Origin of the sequence: Acidovorax radicis (genome assembly GCF_020510705.1) — a bacterium.
GTDB classification, from domain to species: Bacteria; Pseudomonadota; Gammaproteobacteria; order Burkholderiales; family Burkholderiaceae_C; genus Acidovorax; species Acidovorax radicis_A.
Map to the genome: position 1 here is coordinate 1023768 of NZ_CP075184.1, position 18949 is coordinate 1042716.

Consider the following 18949-nt stretch of genomic DNA (forward strand, 5'->3'; position numbering starts at 1 on the left):
CTAGGCCTTGGCTGGGGTATCGCGGTGTTGGCCAAAGTCCATCGGCAGACCCACATAGTTCTCCGCGAGCGAGACCGAGGCTGCACGCGAGTGCACCAGATATTCCAGTTCGGCTTCCTGGATCTTCTGGCCAAACTCCCCTGTGTCGGGAAAGCGATGCATCAGCGAGGTGAACCACCACGAGAAACGCTCGGCGCGCCATACGCGGCGCAGGCAGCGGTCGGAGTAGGTGTCGATGCCCACGGCGGACTTCTCGTTGTAGAACTCGGTCAGCGCGTTCCACAGGTAGCCCACGTCGCTGGCTGCCAGGTTCAGGCCCTTGGCGCCTGTGGGCGGCACGATGTGGGCGGCATCCCCCGCCAGGAACAGGCGGCCAAAGCGCATGGGTTCGGCCACAAAGCTGCGCAGTGGGGCAATGCTCATCTCTAGCGCGGGGCCTGTGACGAGGTGGGCGCGGGCTTCGGGGTCCAGCCGGTTGCCCAGTTCTGCCCAGAACTTGTCGATGGTCCAGTTCTCGATCTTGTCGGTGTCCGGCACTTGCAGGTAGTAACGGCTGCGTGTGGCGCTGCGCATGCTGCACAGTGCAAAGCCCCGGTCGGTGTTGGCATAGATGAGCTCGTGCGACACCGGAGCCACATCGGCCAGCACACCCAGCCAGCCAAACGGGTATACGCGTTCATAGGTCTTGAGCACATCGGCAGGTGCGCTGGCGCGGCAAACGCCGTGAAAGCCATCGCAGCCTGCGATGAAGTCGCATTCGATCGTGTGCTGCTGTCCGTCCTTTTCGTAGTGCACCACGGGGGTGGTGCCGTCAAACCCGTGGATCGATACGTTTTTGGCGTCATACACGGTGGTCAGCCCTTCGGCCGCACGGGCCTCCATCAGGTCGCGGGTGACTTCGGTCTGGCCGTACACCGTCACGCGGCTGCCGCCCGTGAGCTCATGCAGGTTGATGCGGTGGCGCTGGCCCTTGAACAACAACTCGATGCCGTCGTGCGGCAAGCCTTCGGCATGCGCGCGTGCACCCACGCCAGCCTGGTCCAGCAGGTCCATGCAGACCTGCTCCAGAACCCCCGCGCGGATGCGGCCGAGCACGTAGCCGGGACTGCGCTGTTCGATGATGGTGGCGTCGATGCCCGATCGGTAGAGCAGTTGACCGAGCAGCAGACCGGCGGGGCCTGCACCAATGATGGCAACCTGGGTACGCATGAAGAACCTCGCAAAGGCAGGAAAAGCAGCAGAAAGGGATGCGGTGGAGCGTAGGTTGATTTGGGTCAATGGTGTGCTGCGCGCTGGCGATATGGCGCGGTGATCAGATTCTTTGTGCGATCATCGCGCATTCAAAAATAACTGCCAGGACACCATGGCTGCAACGCCGATCGCCAAAGCAGATTTCATCGAGGGCATGGCCAAGGGCATGGCAGTGCTCGAAAGTTTCGATACCGAGCGCCAGCGGCTCAACGCCACGCTGGCCGCGCAGCGCACCGGGCTCACGCGTGCGGCTGCGCGGCGGCATCTGCTCACGCTGGCGCATCTGGGGTATCTGGAGACGGATGGAAGCTATTTCTGGCTGGCGGCCAAGGTGCTACGGTTCTCGGGCAGCTATCTGGCGTCGGCGCGGTTGCCCCGTGTGCTGCAGCCCACGCTCAACCGGCTGGCCGCACAGTCGCAACAGTCTTTCTCCGCCGTGGTGCTCGATGGCAGTGAGGTGGTCATCGTGGCGCGCAGTGGTGTGTATGGTGCGCCCTCGCGGGTGCTGGCCTATGGGCTGCACCTGGGCGCGCGCTTGCCCGCGCATCCCACGTCGACCGGCAGGGTGTTGTTGGCGGCCCTGCCACCGGCTGAGCTGACCGCATGGCTCAAGCGGTGCGCGCTGCAGCGCCTTACGCCACACACCATCACGCAGGTGGGCCCGCTGCGGCAGGCGATTACCAAAGTGCGCCGCGACGATTACTGCCTGGCGGTGCAAGAACACGAGCTGGGCGTCCATGCGCTGGCCGTGCCCCTGCGCAACCTGCAGGGCCACACGATGGCGGCATTGAATGTGGTGGCTTCGCCCAAACAGGTCGATGAGGGGACTCTGCAACGCGATCTGTTGCCGCTGCTGCAGGAGGCCGCGCGTGAGCTGCGCGGGCTCTTGTAATCGCCGATTTGTACTAAAAATGGCCGCTAGCGCTTGATGTATAAGCGCAAGCAGCTATCATTTTTGAATTGTCTTGAAGACGTCGCGTGCCACTGCAACCGTCTCAGCAATGTCTTGGACCGTGTGTGCGGCGCTCACAAAACCCGCCTCGTACAACGCGGGCGCGATATAGACGCCGCGATCAAGCAGGCCGTGGAACAGTTGGTTGAAACGCCCGCTGTCAGTCTTGAGCACCTGGGCATAGTTCTGCGGCAGCTCGGGTAGCAGGAAGAAGCCAAACATGCCCCCCTCGCAGTCGGCGCTGAAAGGCACGCCTTCAGCCGCGGCTGCGGCAGCCAGGCCATCGACCAGTGAGCGGGTGGTGGCCGAAAGCGCGTCAAAGAAACCAGGCTTCTTGATCTCGCGCAGCGTGGCCAGCCCGCAGGCAGTGGCTACGGGGTTGCCCGACAGCGTTCCCGCCTGGTACACGGCGCCCAGTGGCGCCAGGTGTTCCATGATGGCGCGCGGTCCCCCAAAGGCCGCCAGCGGCATGCCGCCACCGATCACTTTGCCCAGCACCGTGATGTCAGGCTTGAAGCCGGGGATGCTCTTGGCATACACGCTTTGCGCGCTGCCCAGGGCCACGCGGAAGCCGGTCATCACCTCGTCGAGCACCAGCAGCGCGCCGTATTCGGTGCACAGCTCGCGGCAACGGCGCATGAAGGGCACGCTGGCGCGCACCAGGTTCATGTTGCCGGCGATGGGCTCGATCATCACGCAGGCCAGTTCCTTGCCGTGCAGGGCGAAGGCTTCTTCGAGCTGGGCGACGTTGTTGTATTCCAGTACCAGCGTGTGCTGCACCACCTCGGGCGGCACGCCTGCGCTGGTGGCGTTGCCAAACGTGGCCAGGCCCGAGCCGGCCTTGACCAGCAGCGAATCGGCATGGCCGTGGTAGCAGCCCTCGAACTTGATGAACTTGCTGCGGCCCGTGGCGCCACGGGCCAGGCGGATGGCGCTCATGCCCGCCTCGGTGCCCGAGCTGACGAGGCGGATCATCTCCATCGATGGCACGAGGCTGAGAATTTCTTCGGCCAGCTCCACTTCGCGCTCGGTGGGCGCGCCGAAGCTGAAGCCTTCGAGTGCGGCCTTCTGCACGGCGTCGAGCACGGCCGGGTGGCCGTGGCCCAGGATCATGGGGCCCCAGGAGCCGATGTAGTCGATGAAGCGCTGGTCGTTGGCGTCCCAGAAGTAGGCGCCTTGTGCGCGCTTCACAAAGCGGGGCGTGCCGCCCACGGCCTTGAAGGCCCGCACGGGCGAATTCACGCCACCAGGAATCAGCGCCTTGGCGCGCTCGAACAATGCAATATTGAGATCAGTGTTTGGTGTCATGGGGTGGCATCACGAAGCCTTCAAGGGCCTGTGCCTCATCAATGGGGGATTCGTCATCGGCGCCGTCAGCGTCTTCGTCGTCGTCAGGTTGGGCCCAGAACATGCGGTCGGGCACGATATGCCCCATGCCGGGTCGAAAACCGGCATCCAGGCACCGGTCGAGATAACCAAGGGCTTCGCTGGTGGCTTCGCCCAGGTCGTTACCACTGGCCACAAGTGCGGTCAGCGCCGCCGACAAGGTGTCGCCCGCGCCAGAGAACGTGGCATCGAACAGCTCGAACTTGCCGCTGCCCAGAATGGTTTGCGGCGATGCCAGGACGTTTTCGACAAACTGCTCCGGCAGGGGGATGCCTGTGACCAGCGTGTAGGGCACACCCACTTCTGAAGCCGCCCTCGCAATGTCACGGGCGGTGGGGCTGCGATCGCCAGTCCAGTCCGGAAGCAGCCAGCGCCACAGGGTGCTGTGGTTTCCAACCAACACTGAGGTCTGCGGTAACAACAATTCCCGAAAGGCGTCCAGATACTCGTCGATCAGCTCCTCGCGCCACCAGGACAGGTTCGGCATGTAGGCGATCACGGGGACTTCGTCGTAGTCGGTGGTGATCTCTGCGATGGTGCTGATGGTCTCTGGGCTGCCCACAAAACCAATCTTGATGGCCTGCACCGGCAGATCTTCCAGCACGGCCCGGGCCTGTTCGGCGACGGCTTCATCATCAAGGCAGAAATGGTCAAAAATCTCAGCGGTATCACGGGCATACGCCCCGGTGACGATCGCAAGAGGGTGCCCGCCTACCGAGGCCACCGTGGTGATGTCAGCGGTCAATCCGCCCGCGCCACTGGGGTCGCTGGCATTGAAGATCAGCACACACGCCGGGCTTGCATCCTCCGCGCCGTCGTTGTCAATATCAATGGGCTCTGAAGAGGGGCGCGGAGTTGTCGGGGCTTTGTTGGTCATGGACCAGATCCTGCTTGAAGGGTGGCACAGAAGCTGCAGGCGGCTGAGATGACTAGATACAATCGTTGCATTCTATGTGAAGGCCCTTTAAGCTGTGACGGACTCTAAAACTTGGATGTGTTTGATTTGCGGTTGGATTTATGACGAGGCCCAAGGTTCACCTGAGCACGGCATAGCACCCAACACACCATGGGATCAAGTACCAATGAATTGGACCTGTCCTGAATGTGGCGCCCGCAAGGAAGATTTCGAGATGGTCCAGATTTGAGACGCTTCAGCATTGTTGCTGAAGCGTTGTTTATTTTCTCCATCGGGAGCAGTGACAATTGACTACAACAGGCGCATCTTTCAAAGTGCTCGTGGTGGATGACAGCAATACCATCCGTCGAAGCGCCGAGATTTTTCTCAAGCAGGGGGGGCACGAAGTCTTGTTGGCCGACGACGGCTTTGACGCTTTGGCCAAAGTCAATGATTACCAGCCTCAGCTGATTTTTTGCGACATCCTCATGCCCAAGCTCGATGGGTACCAAACCTGCGCCATCATCAAGCGCAATGCCCGTTTTGCAGATACTCCGGTGGTTATGCTGTCCTCCAAAGATGGCGTTTTCGACAAAGCGCGTGGGCGCATGGTCGGATGCCAGGAATATCTCACCAAGCCGTTTACCAAAGACCAACTGTTGCAAGCCGTTCAACAGTTTGGCAATTCCCAACAAGGAGCTATGTAATGCCCATTCAGAAAGTACTGGTCGTCGACGACTCGAAGACCGAGTTGATGTTTTTGACCGACCTGCTTCAGAAAAAAGGCATGCAGGTCCGCACCGCAGAAAATGCCGATGAGGCTTTTCGCCGTTTGGCGGAAGAAAAGCCGGATCTGATTTTGATGGACGTGGTAATGCCCGGCCAAAATGGCTTCCAGCTCACGCGCGCCATTTCCCGTGATCCTCTGTATGCCGACGTGCCCATCATCATGTGCACTAGCAAGAACCAGGAAACGGATCGTGTTTGGGGTATGCGCCAGGGCGCTCGCGGCTATATCACCAAGCCGGTTGATCCTGCCGAGTTGCAGGCCAAAATTGACGCTTTGAACTGAGGCCGCGGCGCGCTCATGGCCAACCGCGAAGCCCTTCGAGACCTCCAAACACGGCTTGCTAGCCGCCTTCAGGCGGCAAGAACCGAAGGTGCGTCTGTTTCATCCTGGCTGGCTGTCGAGTCCGCTGGGAGTTTTTATTTGTTGCCACTGGGCCAGTCAGGGGAGATCTTCCCCTGGGGCTCGGTGCAGGCCGTTCCGTATACGCATAGCTGGTTTCTCGGAGTTGCCAATCTGCGTGGCGGTTTGGTGGGTGTGGTTGATCTCGCCGGGTTGATGGGCGTGGTGGCGCCGCGCACTGACCAAGCCTTGCAAGAAGCCAGTTTATTGGCCTTCAACGCCGCATTGGATGTCAATGCGGCGCTGCTAGTGGATCGCCTTGCCGGGCTGCGTGGGACCGATGCGTTTGTTTCGTCCGAACGCCCTGCCGAGGATTCGCCTGCTTTTTTTGGCACCACCTATATCGATTCCAGCGGCGCGCGCTGGCAGGAACTGAACTTGCAGATCCTGTCCCAACATCCCGCTTTTCTAAGCATCAGTGCTTGAGTTCTTCTGTAAGGCTGCACCATGTCTGTCGTCAATCAATTTGGAAAAATGTTCAACCGGAAGCCCGATGGCGGCGATGCCGGTGTGGCCACGGGCGCGGCTGGCGACGGGCACGATGTCCTAGCAACCGGCGCGCTGGACGGTTCGCCGTTGCGTGACTCTTACCAAACTGATGCAATGAACAGCGTTCAGGGTGATCCGGATGGTTACACCCCTGAGACATCCTCGTCAGACGGGGATGAGGATCTGATTTCTTTGCCTCTGTTGGGCAGCTCGACAGCAGCGGGTCATCAACGCCGGTTGTTGGCACTTTTGGCCGTGGGTGCGTTGGTGTTGGCTGGTGTCGTTTATTGGGTGCTGCAGCAGGCGGATCGCTCCGCGCAGCAACTGGCTGCTACCGGTCAATCGCTGATGCAGTCCCAGCGTCTGGCCAAGTCCGTTTCCCAGGCTCTGGTGGGTAGCCCCCAGGCCTTTCCCGACGTGGTGGAGAGTTCGGGCGTGTTGGCGCGCAACGTGCGCGCACTCAATGCGGGTGATGGAGAACTCCGCGTTCAATCTTTGGGCGAATCGTTCAAGTCGGATCTGGATGCAATCAACCCGTTGATGGAGCGCGCAGAGCGCAATGCTGGCGTGGTGATGGGTCAGCAAAAAATTCTGACGCAGGTGGGTGATGCTCTGCGCACCATCAATCGCCAGTCGTCTGATTTGCTGGAAATCGCAGAAACTGTCTCGTCGCTCAAGCTGCAGCAAAATGCGCCGGCCGCTGAAATCTCAGCTGCGGGCCAGTTGGTGATGTTGACCCAGCGTATCGGTAAATCGGCCAACGAATTCCAGACCATGGAAGGCGTGAGCCCTGAGGCTGTGTTTCTGTTGGGCAAGGACTTGAACTCTTTCAAGGAAATTGCACAAGGTTTGCTGGATGGCAGCCCAGAGCTGCGTCTTACCGCCACCAAGGATGTGCAAACCCGTGAGCAGCTTGATGCCTTGCTCAAGCTCTACGAACAGACCCGTACCCAAGCCAGCGCCATTCTGGGCAATCTGCAAGGCCTGGTTTCGGCGCGCGAAGCGCAGTCCGCCATCATTGCCGACAGCGAGCCGCTGCGTCGTCAGATGGAAGAACTTCAAACGAAGTTGTCCACCCAAACCGGTCTAGGCGTGGGTCAGCTCGCGGCCCTGGCCTTGTCGGGTCTGTTTTTGCTGCTGTGCGGATTCGGTATTTCGCGCGTTCAACTGCTGGATAGCCGGGGTCGTCAGAGTGCAGCCGAAACGCAACAAAAAGATGCAAAGCGCCAGGAGCAAGAAGCCAAGCGCGTCAACGACGCGAATCAGGCGGCCATTTTGCGTTTGATGAACGAACTGCAGTCGGTGGCTGAAGGTGACTTGACGCAAGAAGCCACGGTGACGGAAGACATCACTGGCGCTATCGCTGACTCGGTGAACTACACCGTGGAAGAGTTGCGTCAGCTGGTGGGTAGCGTGCAGAACACGGCAACCCGCGTGGCGCAAACGACTGCGCAGGTAGACAGCACGTCCACCGAGCTGCTGGCCGCATCCACCGAACAGCTGCGCGAGATTCGTGAAACGGGCCGCTCCGTTCTTGACATGGCCACCCGAATCAACGACGTGTCCACGCAAGCGCAAGAGTCCGCTACGGTGGCCCGTCAATCGCTGCAAGCTGCCGACTCTGGTCTCCAGGCTGTGCAGAACGCCATCGGGGGTATGAACTCGATTCGTGACCAGATCCAGGATACGTCCAAGCGGATCAAGCGCCTGGGTGAATCGTCCCAAGAGATTGGCGAAATCACTGAGCTGATTTCTGACATTACCGAGCAGACGAACGTACTGGCTCTGAATGCCGCCATCCAAGCCGCCTCTGCTGGCGAAGCAGGCCGCGGTTTCTCGGTGGTGGCGGAAGAAGTGCAGCGTCTGGCTGAACGTTCTGCCGATGCAACGCGCCAGATTTCTGCGCTGGTGAAAGCCATTCAGACCGATACCCAAGACGCTGTGGCCGCTATGGAGCGCTCCACGCAGGGTGTGGTCGAAGGGGCGCGCCTCTCGGATAGCGCAGGTACGGCACTGACGGAAATTGACCGTGTGTCGCGCCGTCTTGCGGAACTGATTGAGCAAATCTCGTCTTCGACGTCACGCGAAGCCGTTCTTGCCAACGAAGTGGCTGACAACATCCAGCACATTTTTGCGGTGACTGAACAAACGGGTGAGGGTACTCGTACCACCGCGCAGCAAGTGCGCGAGCTTTCGCACATGGCTGAAGAACTGCGGCAATCGGTGGCTCGATTCAAAATTGCCTGACGCATTAGTCATCAACCAGCTGGCTCATAGCGGCCGGGGACGAATCCATGTCATCTATTGATGTCAACAATGCACCGGCCACAGACGGGGCCCAGGGAGATCAAGACCTGGGTCCTTTGGCTTGGGTGCTTGACGAACTTCGCAAGTCACTCGACGGCGCTGTCAAGGCCATGCGCCGATTTGTGCGCGATGCCGAAGCTGCGCGCGAGTCCGATCTGGCAGCGCTAGATGCCGGCTCGTTGCGCATTGCGCGCCAGCAGTTGCATCAGGCCTGCGGTGCTCTGGAGATGGTGGGAATGGGGCCCCCTGCCTTGCTGCTGCGCTCTATGGAGTCTGCAGTACAGAGATTCGTTCAACGCCCTGAAACGTGCAGCGACGATGCTGCTGCGGTGATTGAGCGTGCGAGTTTTGCCCTGATCGAATACCTTGAAACCGTGCTGGCGGGTAAATCCGTCTCGCCCGTGGCTTTGTTCCCCCAGTATCGAGACGCGCAGGCGTTGGCAGGTGCAGACCGTGTGCACCCCGCAGACCTCTGGCCTGTGGAGCGACGCTTCCGGGAACCAGAAGGAGCAGTTGCCGCGCCGCCGTTGCCCTATGGTGCGGAGGCTCGCGCACGCCTGGATTCGGCCGTATTGCGCATCGTGAAGTCGGGGGATCTCAAGGCTTCGTTGAGCTTGCGGGATACATGCCTGGGCTTCGTCGCGGCACAGACGGATCGTCAATCGCGGGCCTTCTGGAAAATCTGCGCGGGCTTTTTCGAAGCCTTCGGCAAGGGATTGCTGCCCCCCGACGTGTACGTCAAGCGTGTGGCGTCGCGTGTGCTCATGCAATACGCAACGCTCGCCAAAGGCGATCCAACCATCGTGGATCGACTCGTTCAGGACCTTCTGTTCTTCTGTTCGCAGGCCCGCATCGCTGACCTGCCCGACGACGCCGCACCGTCGCTTCGTGCGGTGAGGCAAGCATTTTCGCTGGACCGCTTCAAGCCCGTTGACTATGAAACCGCCCGGTTCGGGCGTTTTGACCCGGCCGTGTTGACGCAGGCCCGTAAGCGGATTGCCTCCGCAACGGAGACTTGGTCTGCATTGGCAGGTGGTGATCGCAACAAGCTCAAGCCCGCAGCAGACCAGTTCAGTCTGGTCTGTGATTCGCTGCGCAAGCTCCACCCTGGCAGCGAGAATCTTGCGCTAGCGCTGACGCGCGCCGTTGAATCGACTACCCGCTCAGGAGAGCCGCCATCTGCGGCCCTGGCGATGGAGGTTGCTACATCGGTGCTTTATCTCCAGGCGGCCTTTGAAGAGCTGGATGCTGCCGATGACCAGATGGAGACCCGCGCAACCCGTCTCGCCGAGCGGCTGGATGCTGTAGGCGCCGGTGCCGAGCCTGAGCCACTGGAGCAATGGATGGAAGAGCTGTACCGCAGGGTCAGCGACAACCAGACCATGGGAAGCGTGGTAGATGAACTGCGCATCACGTTGGGTGAAGCGGAAAAAGCGCTGGACCAGTTTTTCCGCAATACCGACACCACAGTCCTGGCGGCCGTGCCGGGGCACTTGGCGCAAATGCGCGGTGTCTTGTCGGTGCTTGGGCTGGATCAGGCGTCGCTCGCGGTGGTCCGCATGCGCGACACGGTAGAGCGCCTGTTGATCAACGAGATTCCCGAAGACGAACGCCAAGGTGTTTTTGAGAAGCTCGGCAACAGTCTGGGTGCTCTCGGCTTCCTGATCGATATGCTGAGCTATCAACGCACGATGGCGCGCAAGCTTTTTGTCTATGACGAAGAGCTGGGAGAACTGCGGATACTCATGGGTAAAACCCGTGCGCGTGCATCGGATGCGAGTGAAGAGGCAACGTCCAAGCTGGAGGCCCGCTCTGCCACACCGGTTCCTGACGTGTTGCCGCGTTTTCCTGTGCGAGAACCAGCCAGCGAGCCCACAGACTTCGCGCCCTTCCCGGATTTCGAACCGGCACCTACCATCGGGGCGCCTGCATCGGTTGAGCCTGCAGCGTTGGCTCCCGAGATCAGCTTCGATGTACCCGCGCCGCAAGAAGTACCCGCGCCGCAAGAAGTACCTGCACCGCCAGAAGTACCTGCGTTGGCGCAAGCCGTGGCAGGGCCTGTCTCAACGGGCTCAGCTTCGGCTGCGTCTCCCGCAGACGAGCCTGAGGTGGAAGATGAATTGCTGGAGGTCTTCCTCGAAGAGGCTCGGGAAGTGGTGGGCAATGGGTTGGCTGCGATCGCGCTGCTCAAGGACGAGCCCGGCAACCTGAGCGAGCAGACAACGCTGCGTCGGGCGTTTCACACCCTCAAGGGAAGTTCGCGCATGGTGGGGCTCAATGACTTTGGCGAAGCCGCCTGGTCTATGGAGCAGATGCTGAATGTTTGGCTCGCTGAGCAAAAACCCATGCAGCCCGAGCTGCTGCAGTTGTCGTCGGATGCCCTCCATGCGTTTGCTCGCTGGGCCGATGGAATCGCACGGGGCGATGTGTCTGGCTGGGCGCCAGAGGCTTTCCGTAAATCGGCAGATGCGATGCGGGTTGACGGAACGTTCGTCCCTCTCGCACTGGCTGTGGAACCTGGTGCCTCTATGACGGCTGCTGCTGGCAGCGGCGTGAATGCGGCCGATGCAGTTCAAGAAGCGCTGCCAACGATTCCAGAATCCGCTGTGGAAGCGATTCCGGCCGTGGTGGAGGATGAGCCGGCCGTTGTCGACTTTCAGACGACCGAAATGTCGGACCATGTTCCGGACGCGACCGGTGATGTATCCGAGCCTGCAGTGGCTGAAGAAATCGACTTTTCGGTTTTTGAGAGCGCATTGATGGACGCTCCCGGCGAGCCAGCGGCACTCGATACGTCCAGCGCAGATTTTGTGCTTGATCTGGAGCTCCCGGACCTTGAGCCACAGGCCGAAGCCCAACCGCTGGCCACTCCGTCAGAAGACTTGTCTGTATTGCTGGACAAGGCAGCTCCCCAAGATACGGCACCATTGCTCGACCTAGAGTCTTTCAGCACGGCAGAGTTGGAGAGCTTGCTGGAGCCAGAGCCGCTGGGGTCGGATGCCCTGGCATCGGTTACCGCAGCCGATCTTGCGCCTGAACCGGTAACTGCAGAGACTGCTGAATTGTCGGAGCTGCTGTCACAAGACGAAATCACCAACGACGAAGCCGTCAAGGTGATCGATACGCTGCGTATCGGCATTCCTCTTTACAACGTTTATCTGAACGAGGCCGATGAGTGGTCGCGTCGCTTGGTAACGTGTCTCCAGGAATGGTCGCTGGAACTGCATGAGCACCTGCCTGACAACGCCGTTGCACTTTCGCATTCGCTGGCCGGTAGCTCTGCAACCGTCGGTTTTACGGCATTGTCCGATCTGGCGCGGGTGCTTGAGCATGCTCTTCAGCATGTGCAGCTGCAATCCGGTGGAACGCAGGAGCAAGCGCAGGCCTTTATGGCTGCGGCAGAGGACATCCGTCGATTGTTGCACCAGTTTGCAGCAGGTTTCCTGAAGGATCCAAGCCCTGAAGTCTTGGATCAGCTGCGCCAAATTCTGGAAGCAGAGGTTGCCAATACCCTGTCTCCGCCAGAAGAAGACCTGCAAGCGTTTGTGGACGAAGCCGGGGCGGAGTCGGTCGGCGGTTTTGCCCCGCAAACAGTTGCAACACCTGAAGTTGCAACACCTGAGCCAGCGGCCCCCATGGTGGCGCCAACGGGGCATGTTGCCCCGGCGCTGTCCTCGGTGCTGCAAGAGCACGATCAGCATATCGATGATGCCATCGCTCGCGCAATTGCCATGAGTCCGGACGCGGACGATGACATTGATGCGATTGACGTTATTGATCCCGATCTTTTTCCGATTTTCGAGGAAGAAGCAGCCGAGTTGTTGCCACAACTCGGTGGTGCGTTGCGTCAGTGGGCTGCTCGTCCAGATAACCTGGGTGCCCGTAGTGAGGTGCTTCGTGCATTGCACACGCTCAAGGGCAGTTCGCGTTTGGCGGGTGCCATGCGTTTGGGTGAAATGGCACACAGGTTGGAGTCGGCCATCGAACAGATCGACGTCGACACCGTTACGTCCGATCAGGTGGAACCCCTGCAGGGTAGCTTTGACAGCCTGCAGGCCAACTTCGAGGCGCTGCGAACCATTGGCCAGGGCGCCGCGGATACGGTCACACCACTGCCGGTGCATGCTTCTCGCCCTGGTTCTGAAGCGCCTGCCGCGGTGACTGGATTGCCAGCCACCGAGGCCAATGCTGCGGTGCCAACGACTGCTGCATCTGCTGCATCTGCGGCGCCCGCAGTGAGACTGCCTGGACCGTCCCAGTTGGCTCCGTTGCGTGCGGCTGCCAACCAGTCGGTGCGCGTTCGTGCACAGATGCTCGACCGCTTGGTGAACCAGGCTGGCGAGGTGATGATCAGCCGTTCGCGACTGGATGCGCGCATGGGGCAGTTCCGTACGTCGTTGTCCGATCTTTCTGGCAACCTTGACCGCTTGCGCCAGCAGCTCCGAGACATCGAGGTGCAGGCTGAGTCGCAAATGCAATCGAGACTCGCACTGTCGAAAGACTCAGCGGCTGGGTTTGATCCATTGGAGTTCGACCGCTTTACCCGCGTGCAGGAACTTACGCGCATGATGGCCGAGTCGGTGAACGACGTGGCCACCGTGCAGCGCAATCTGCAGCGTGCCATGGAAGGCGCGGAAGACGACTTGATTGCCCAGGGGCGCCAGGCGCGGGAGTTGCAGCGCGATCTGTTGCGCACCCGCATGGTGGAGTTCGAAGGCATCTCCGAGCGTCTGTATGCGGTGGTGCGCCAGGCATCAAAGGAAACCGGCAAACAGATCAAGCTGGACATCACCGGAGGTTCCATTGAAATGGACCGGGGTGTGCTGGATCGCATGACGCCTGCGTTTGAACATCTGCTGCGCAATTGCGTGGCCCATGGCATCGAAGAACCCCAGTTGCGCATTGCCGCAGGCAAGCCCGCATCGGGCACCATCACGGTGGACTTGAAGCACGAAGGCAACGACGTATCGGTGGAGTTCCGGGACGATGGTGCAGGATTGAACTTGCCGCGCATTCGTGAAAAAGCACTCGCGCAAGGTATCGTGGCCTCGGATGCAGAGCTCAGCGACACAGATGCTGCCAATCTGATTTTCATGCCCGGTTTTTCTACCGCATCCGAAATTACCGGTCTTTCCGGTCGCGGTATCGGCATGGACGTTGTGCGTGCGGAAATCAATGCCTTGGGCGGACGCATTGAAACCTCCACCGAAGCGGGCAAAGGTGCCGCGTTCCGCATGGTCTTGCCTCTGACCACGGCCGTCACGCAGGTGGTGATGCTGCGTGCGGGCGATCTGGCCATTGGTGTACCTGCCAACGTGGTGGAGATTGTGCGGCGCACGTCGGCCTCCGATCTGGAAGAAGCGTACCGCACAGGGTTCTTCGATGACGGCATGGAAAAACTGCCGTTCTTCTGGTCGGGCGCATTGCTGCAGGCCTCCGTGCGCAGTAACGAGCCCGCTGGCAAGACCCGCCCGGTGGTGATTTTCCGCAGTGCGGCCCAGCGCATCGCGCTGCACGTGGACGAAGTCTTGGGTAACCAGGAAGTGGTGGTGAAGAACCTCGGGCCCCAACTGTCCCGCTTGCCTGGCCTGGCCGGAATGTCGGTGCTGGCGTCGGGTGCCGTGGTGCTCATTTACAACCCGGTGGCTTTGGCTACGGTGTATGGCGACCAAGTACGCGCCCTGGGCGCAAACATGGCGCCGCAGCGCGATGGGCAAGAGGTGGTTGGCACCGGAAAATCGCTGGTATCCCCTCAATTGGCGGGGCCAAGCCAGGTGCCGCTAGTTCTGGTGGTGGATGACTCGATCACGGTACGCCGCGTGACGCAGCGGCTCCTGCAGCGTGAAGGTTATCGCGTGGCGCTTGCGGCAGACGGTTTGCAGGCTCTGGAACGCCTGCAGGAAGAGCGCCCGACCGTGGTGCTCTCCGACATCGAAATGCCCCGTATGGACGGTTTCGATCTGGCGCGCAATATCCGTGCAGATGGCGCCCTGCGCGATCTGCCCATCATCATGATCACCTCGCGGATCGCTGAAAAGCACCGCGAGCATGCGATGGAATTGGGCGTCAACCACTATCTGGGCAAGCCCTATTCGGACGAAGAGTTGCTGAGCCTGATCCAGCACTACGCCCGTATCGCGGCGGCCGCAGAGGCCTGACCATGCGCTGCTCCCACAGACCCTGCTTTCGCCAGCGGGGCTGTGGTGTGCACCATATTGCGCGTGGTGCTGCGGGCTCGCGCCCCTTTTCTCGTCCGAGTCAATGATGGAGCCTTTGGCCTCCCCCCCAGGTGACACCCGCTTGCTGGCATGCCTGGCCTTCGCGGTTCGGGAGCGGGCGTCCGATCTTTTCCTTCTGGCGGGGGCCCCGCCCACCATCAAGCGGCAGGGCGCCTTCGCCCCGATCGCCCAGCAGGTGCTGTCGGCCGAAGATGTTCGTCAGATGGCCTACTCCATCCTGCGGGACGCACAGCGGCAAGAGTTTGAAACCACCATGGAGTGCGATCTCTCGTTCCAGACACCGGACGGTGAGCGTTTTCGCGTCAACGTGCATCGTCAACGGGGGCAGGTGGGCATGGTGATTCGCCATGTCATTGCAAAGGTCCCGAGTCTGGAGGGCCTCGGCCTTCCGCCGGTTCTCCAGCAGCTGGCTTTTCTCAAGGGTGGCCTGGTCCTGACGGTTGGCGCGGCGGGCTCGGGCAAGACCACCACACTGGCCTCTTTGCTGGACCATCGCAACACCCATGCGGGCGGGCACATTCTGACGGTCGAAGACCCCATCGAATACCTGCATGCCCACAAGAAATCCCTGGTCACGCAGCGCGAGGTGGGGCTTGATACGCTGTCCTACGACGAGGCCTTGCGCCGTGCCATGCGCGAGGCGCCCAACGTGATCATGATCGGCGAGATCCGCGACCGGGCCACGATGCAGCATGCGCTGCACTATGCAGAATCCGGGCACCTGTGCGTGTCTACCCTGCATGCCAACAATGCCAACCAGGCGGTGCAGCGGATTGTGAATTTTTTCCCCGAAGATGCCCATCGCCGGCTGCTCATGGACTTGTCCCTCAACCTGCGCGCTGTGGTGGCACAGCGCCTGGTCGCAGGGCTGGCTGGCGGGCTGGTGCCCGCCACAGAGATCATGCTGCTCACGCCTTACGTGGCCGAGCTGATCCAGAAAGGGCAGATCGATGAGTTGAAGACGGCCATCACCCGCAGTGGGGAGCAGGGCATGTGCAGCTTTGACCAGTCCCTGTTGTCCATGGTCGTGGCAGGCGCCATCTCGCCCGAAGAAGCCATTGCCAACGCAGACAACCGCACGGATGTGCGTTTGCGACTGCGCCTGGCGGCGGGTGCCTCCTTGGGGGGCGAAGGTATGCAGATGAGTGCCGATGAACCCGGGCCAGATGAGCCGCTACCGGCCGCTCACCGCTGAGGGCTCAGGCCCGTTGCTGATTTCACTACCGCGTACCGCGCCAGCGTTTTGTGCCGGGCCACGTCGTGCTCAACCACGGGCAAAGGGTAGTGGGTGCCCAGTTGAATCCCTGCCTCCTGCAATTCCAGGGGGCGCGCCAGCCAGGGGGCGTGTAACGCCTTGGTAGGCAGTCCGGCCAATTGCGGCAGGTAACGCCGGATGAATTGGCCCTCCGGGTCAAACTTTTCGCTCTGGCTGACGGGGTTGAAGATGCGGAAGTACGGCTGGGCATCGCACCCGCTGGAGCTGGCCCATTGCCAGCCACCATTGTTGGCTGCCAGATCGAAGTCATTGAGGTGCGTAGCGAAGTAGGCCTCGCCCCGGCGCCAGTCAAGACCCAAGTCTTTGACGAGAAAGCTCGCCGCCACCATGCGCAGACGGTTGTGCATGTAGCCCGTTTGGTTGATTTGTGCCATGGCTGCATCCACCAGCGGATAGCCGGTGCGTCCCTGGCACCAGGCTGCAAACAGGGCATCAGCCTCAGCGCCGGATTCCCACTCGATCGCGTCATAGGCGGGCTTGAAGCTGTGGCCCACCACGTGGGGATGGTGGTGCAGGATCTGAAAGTAGAAGTCGCGCCAGATCAGCTCGCTGAGCCAGGTGGTGGCGCCCGGATTGCCTTCGAGCATGAGCCTGTGCGCAGTGCGCGCCAGCAGGCGTGGTGAGATGGTGCCAAAACGCAGGTGCACGCTGAGGTAGCTGGGCCCTTTCACGGCCGGAAAATTGCGCGTGTCCTCGTAGCGCGCGATGCGGCCGAGAAAATCGTCGAACAACCGCTGTGCGCCGCTCGCCCCGGTGGGCAGTTTGAGCTGCGACAGGGCCGTGGCCTCGAAGCCCAGCGACACGAGCGTGGGTACGGGTTGGCAATGACGCTGTGGGCGCGGCGCCAAGCGGTGTGCATGGCGCTCCACGGGATAGCTCTTGAGCTGAAAAGCGTCGATCTTCTTGAGCCAGGCGTTCTTGTAAGGCGTGAACACGCTGTACGGCTTGCCGCTCTGCGCCAGCACCTCGCTGCGCTCCAGGATGGTGTGGTCCTTGTAGGTGTGCAAGGCCCTCCCGGCAGCGGCCAGCCGTGTGCGCACCCGACGGTCGCGTTCCAGGGCCTGGGGCTCGTCGTCATGATTGGCAAACACGGCCTGCACGCTCAGGGTGTTGGCCAGTGCCGGAATGGCATCGCTGGCCACCGCGTGCAGCACGATGAGGCCACCCTGTTCATGCCCGGAAAGCGCGCGCAGCGTTTCATCCAGTTCCACCAGCGACTCGCGGATGAACGCCACCCGCCGGTCGCCCCGGGGCAGGGTGTCCAGGATATCGAGGTCGAAAACAAAGGCGCAGTGCACCTGCTGGCACTGTGCCAGTGCGTGGTACAGAGCGGCCTGATCGTTCGTGCGCAGGTCGCGGCGGAACCAGACAAGACCGCTGGGGTAAGAAGGCTCGGAGGGCGGGGCCATGTTCACCGTTAAAATTGCCGGATGTCTTTCGATTCTGCGCCCATCAACCTGACGCATCACTTCCTGATCGCGATGCCCGGTCTGGAGGATGAGTCTTTCGCGCGCAGTGTGGTCTACCTGTGCGAGCACAGCGAGCGTGGCGCGCTGGGGCTCATCATCAACAAGCCTTCGGATATCACCCTCAAGGGCCTTTTTGACAAGGTGGACCTGTCCCTGCGGCGCGAAGACCTCACCAAGGAGCCCGTATTCCAGGGGGGGCCAGTGCAGACCGAGCGCGGTTTTGTGCTGCACGAGCCCATGCTCATGGACAGCGCAGAAACCGACGAATCGGCCTACGCCTCCACCATGACCATTCCTGGCGGGCTGGAGATGACCACCTCGAAGGACGTGCTCGAAGCCTTGTCCACGGGCGCAGGCCCCCGCCGCGTGCTCATCACGCTGGGGTATGCGTCGTGGGGCGAGGGGCAGCTCGAATCCGAACTGGCCGAAAACGCCTGGCTGACCGTGGCGGCCGATCTGTCGGTGATCTTCGATACTCCCGTGCCCGAGCGCTACGACCGCGCCCTGTCGCTGCTGGGGCTCAAGGCCTGGATGTTGTCGCCCGAGGCGGGGCACGCATGACCGGCTTGCCCGTTCAGCCCGCCGTTCCTGCGCATTTTCAGACCTTTCTTGCTTTCGATTTCGGCCTCAAGCGCACGGGTGTGGCGTCGGGCAACCGCATGCTGCGCAGCGCCACGCCCCAGCGCACCATCCAGGCCGAAGGCGATGCCCGTTTTACCCAAGTGGCAGAGCGCATCAAGGAATGGCAGCCCGATGCCCTGGTGATCGGCGTGCCCTACCACCCAGACGGCGCAAGCCACGAGAACACCGCACGCGCTCTCAAGTTCGGCCGCCAGCTGCGCGGCCGATTCGGCCTGCAGGTGTTTGAGGTGGACGAGCGCTACAGCACCACCGAGGCCATCGCGGGTGGTGCCAAGGATGCGGACGCAGCGTCCGCCTGCATCATTCTGGAACAGTTTTTGAGGAATCTCCCATGACCACCCCATCCCCCGGAATGTCCGGCAGTCTGGTGCTTGACGCCGAGGCGCTGTACCGCGAGCTGCTGCGCGGCGTGCGCAGCATGTTGACCCCCACCACGCGCCTGGCGGGCATTGCCTCTGGCGGCGCCTGGCTGGCCGAGCGCCTGCAAAAGGACCTGGGCCTGGAAGGGCCAGCCGGGGTGCTCTCGTCGGTGATGCACCGCGATGACTTTGCCCAGCGCGGTTTGGCCGCAGGCGCCCAAACCGCGCTGCCGTTCGATGTGAACGGTGCCGACGTGCTGGTGCTCGACGACGTGCTCTACACCGGCCGCACCATCCGCGCTGTGCTCAACGAGCTGTTCGACTACGGCCGCCCCGCCAGCGTGCGCCTGGCCGTGCTGGTCGATCGGGGCGGGCGCGAGCTGCCCGTGCAGGCCGACTTTGCCGCCGCCCGCGTGGCGCTGCCAGGCAGTCAGTCGCTGGCCCTGGCGCGCAATGACCAGGGCACTTTCCAGTTCCAAGTCCAGGAGGCCTGAC

15 protein-coding genes are annotated in these 18949 nt (G+C 61.5%); 11 read left to right on the forward strand and 4 right to left on the reverse strand.

Features of this window, described 5'->3' with window-relative positions; all coding sequences use genetic code 11:
- Positions 1-1209, reverse strand: a complete 1209-nt coding sequence (gene pobA / locus KI609_RS04565) for a 4-hydroxybenzoate 3-monooxygenase (protein ID WP_226447556.1) — start codon at positions 1207-1209, stop codon at positions 1-3.
- Positions 1210-1363: 154 nt separating this feature from the next.
- Here pobA and KI609_RS04570 point away from each other — a divergent pair, with 154 nt between their 5' ends.
- On the forward strand, positions 1364-2143 hold the full coding sequence (locus tag KI609_RS04570) for an IclR family transcriptional regulator C-terminal domain-containing protein (protein WP_226447558.1): 780 nt from the start codon (positions 1364-1366) through the stop codon (positions 2141-2143).
- 57 nt (positions 2144-2200) lie between these two features.
- On the opposite strand, the gene hemL is transcribed toward KI609_RS04570, so the two are convergent.
- Positions 2201-3511 (reverse strand): glutamate-1-semialdehyde 2,1-aminomutase, encoded by a 1311-nt coding sequence (gene hemL / locus KI609_RS04575; protein ID WP_226447560.1) that lies wholly within the window; start codon positions 3509-3511, stop codon positions 2201-2203.
- Positions 3495-4466 (reverse strand): bifunctional hydroxymethylpyrimidine kinase/phosphomethylpyrimidine kinase, encoded by a 972-nt coding sequence (thiD, locus tag KI609_RS04580; RefSeq protein WP_226447562.1) that lies wholly within the window; start codon positions 4464-4466, stop codon positions 3495-3497. The genes hemL and thiD overlap by 17 nt, the downstream gene beginning before the upstream one ends.
- Before the next feature lie 94 nt (positions 4467-4560).
- Between thiD and KI609_RS04585 the strand changes: the two genes are divergently transcribed.
- From KI609_RS04585 to KI609_RS04615, 7 genes are all read left to right on the forward strand, one after another.
- Positions 4561-4734, forward strand: a complete 174-nt coding sequence (locus KI609_RS04585) for a rubredoxin (RefSeq protein WP_081470105.1) — start codon at positions 4561-4563, stop codon at positions 4732-4734.
- Between the two features lie 58 nt (positions 4735-4792).
- On the forward strand, positions 4793-5191 hold the full coding sequence (locus KI609_RS04590) for a response regulator (RefSeq protein ID WP_005796099.1): 399 nt from the start codon (positions 4793-4795) through the stop codon (positions 5189-5191).
- Entirely contained in the window at positions 5191-5556 is a 366-nt protein-coding gene (locus tag KI609_RS04595; RefSeq protein ID WP_226447575.1) for a response regulator, read from the forward strand. Before KI609_RS04590 ends, KI609_RS04595 begins: the two co-directional genes overlap by 1 nt.
- Positions 5557-5571: 15 nt before the next feature.
- Positions 5572-6099 carry a chemotaxis protein CheW gene (locus KI609_RS04600; protein WP_226447577.1) on the forward strand — a complete coding sequence of 176 codons (528 nt, stop codon included), beginning with the start codon at positions 5572-5574 and terminating at the stop codon, positions 6097-6099.
- A 21-nt stretch (positions 6100-6120) separates the two neighbouring features.
- Positions 6121-8409: a methyl-accepting chemotaxis protein gene (locus KI609_RS04605; RefSeq protein ID WP_226447579.1), complete on the forward strand. Its 2289-nt coding sequence runs from the start codon at positions 6121-6123 to the stop codon at positions 8407-8409.
- A gap of 47 nt (positions 8410-8456) precedes the next feature.
- Entirely contained in the window at positions 8457-14627 is a 6171-nt protein-coding gene (locus KI609_RS04610) for an Hpt domain-containing protein (RefSeq protein WP_226447581.1), read from the forward strand.
- A 106-nt stretch (positions 14628-14733) separates the two neighbouring features.
- Positions 14734-15903 carry a PilT/PilU family type 4a pilus ATPase gene (locus tag KI609_RS04615; protein ID WP_226450185.1) on the forward strand — a complete coding sequence of 390 codons (1170 nt, stop codon included), beginning with the start codon at positions 14734-14736 and terminating at the stop codon, positions 15901-15903.
- Here KI609_RS04615 and KI609_RS04620 read toward each other — a convergent pair.
- The gene (locus KI609_RS04620) at positions 15894-17393 is read right to left on the reverse strand and encodes a cryptochrome/photolyase family protein (RefSeq protein WP_226447583.1); all 1500 of its coding nucleotides are present in this window, start codon (positions 17391-17393) and stop codon (positions 15894-15896) included. The two genes, KI609_RS04615 and KI609_RS04620, sit on opposite strands and share 10 nt — an antisense overlap.
- A 21-nt stretch (positions 17394-17414) precedes the next feature.
- Between KI609_RS04620 and KI609_RS04625 the strand changes: the two genes are divergently transcribed.
- The 3 genes from KI609_RS04625 to pyrR are packed head-to-tail and all read left to right on the forward strand — an operon-like array spanning position 17415 to position 18948.
- Positions 17415-18014, forward strand: coding sequence for a YqgE/AlgH family protein (locus KI609_RS04625; protein WP_226447585.1), 600 nt, complete (start codon positions 17415-17417; stop codon positions 18012-18014).
- Positions 18011-18430 carry a Holliday junction resolvase RuvX gene (gene ruvX / locus KI609_RS04630; protein WP_226447587.1) on the forward strand — a complete coding sequence of 140 codons (420 nt, stop codon included), beginning with the start codon at positions 18011-18013 and terminating at the stop codon, positions 18428-18430. Before KI609_RS04625 ends, ruvX begins: the two co-directional genes overlap by 4 nt.
- Positions 18427-18948: a bifunctional pyr operon transcriptional regulator/uracil phosphoribosyltransferase PyrR gene (gene pyrR / locus KI609_RS04635; protein ID WP_226447589.1), complete on the forward strand. Its 522-nt coding sequence runs from the start codon at positions 18427-18429 to the stop codon at positions 18946-18948. The genes ruvX and pyrR overlap by 4 nt, the downstream gene beginning before the upstream one ends.
- The last annotated feature ends 1 nt before the right edge of the window (position 18949 follow it).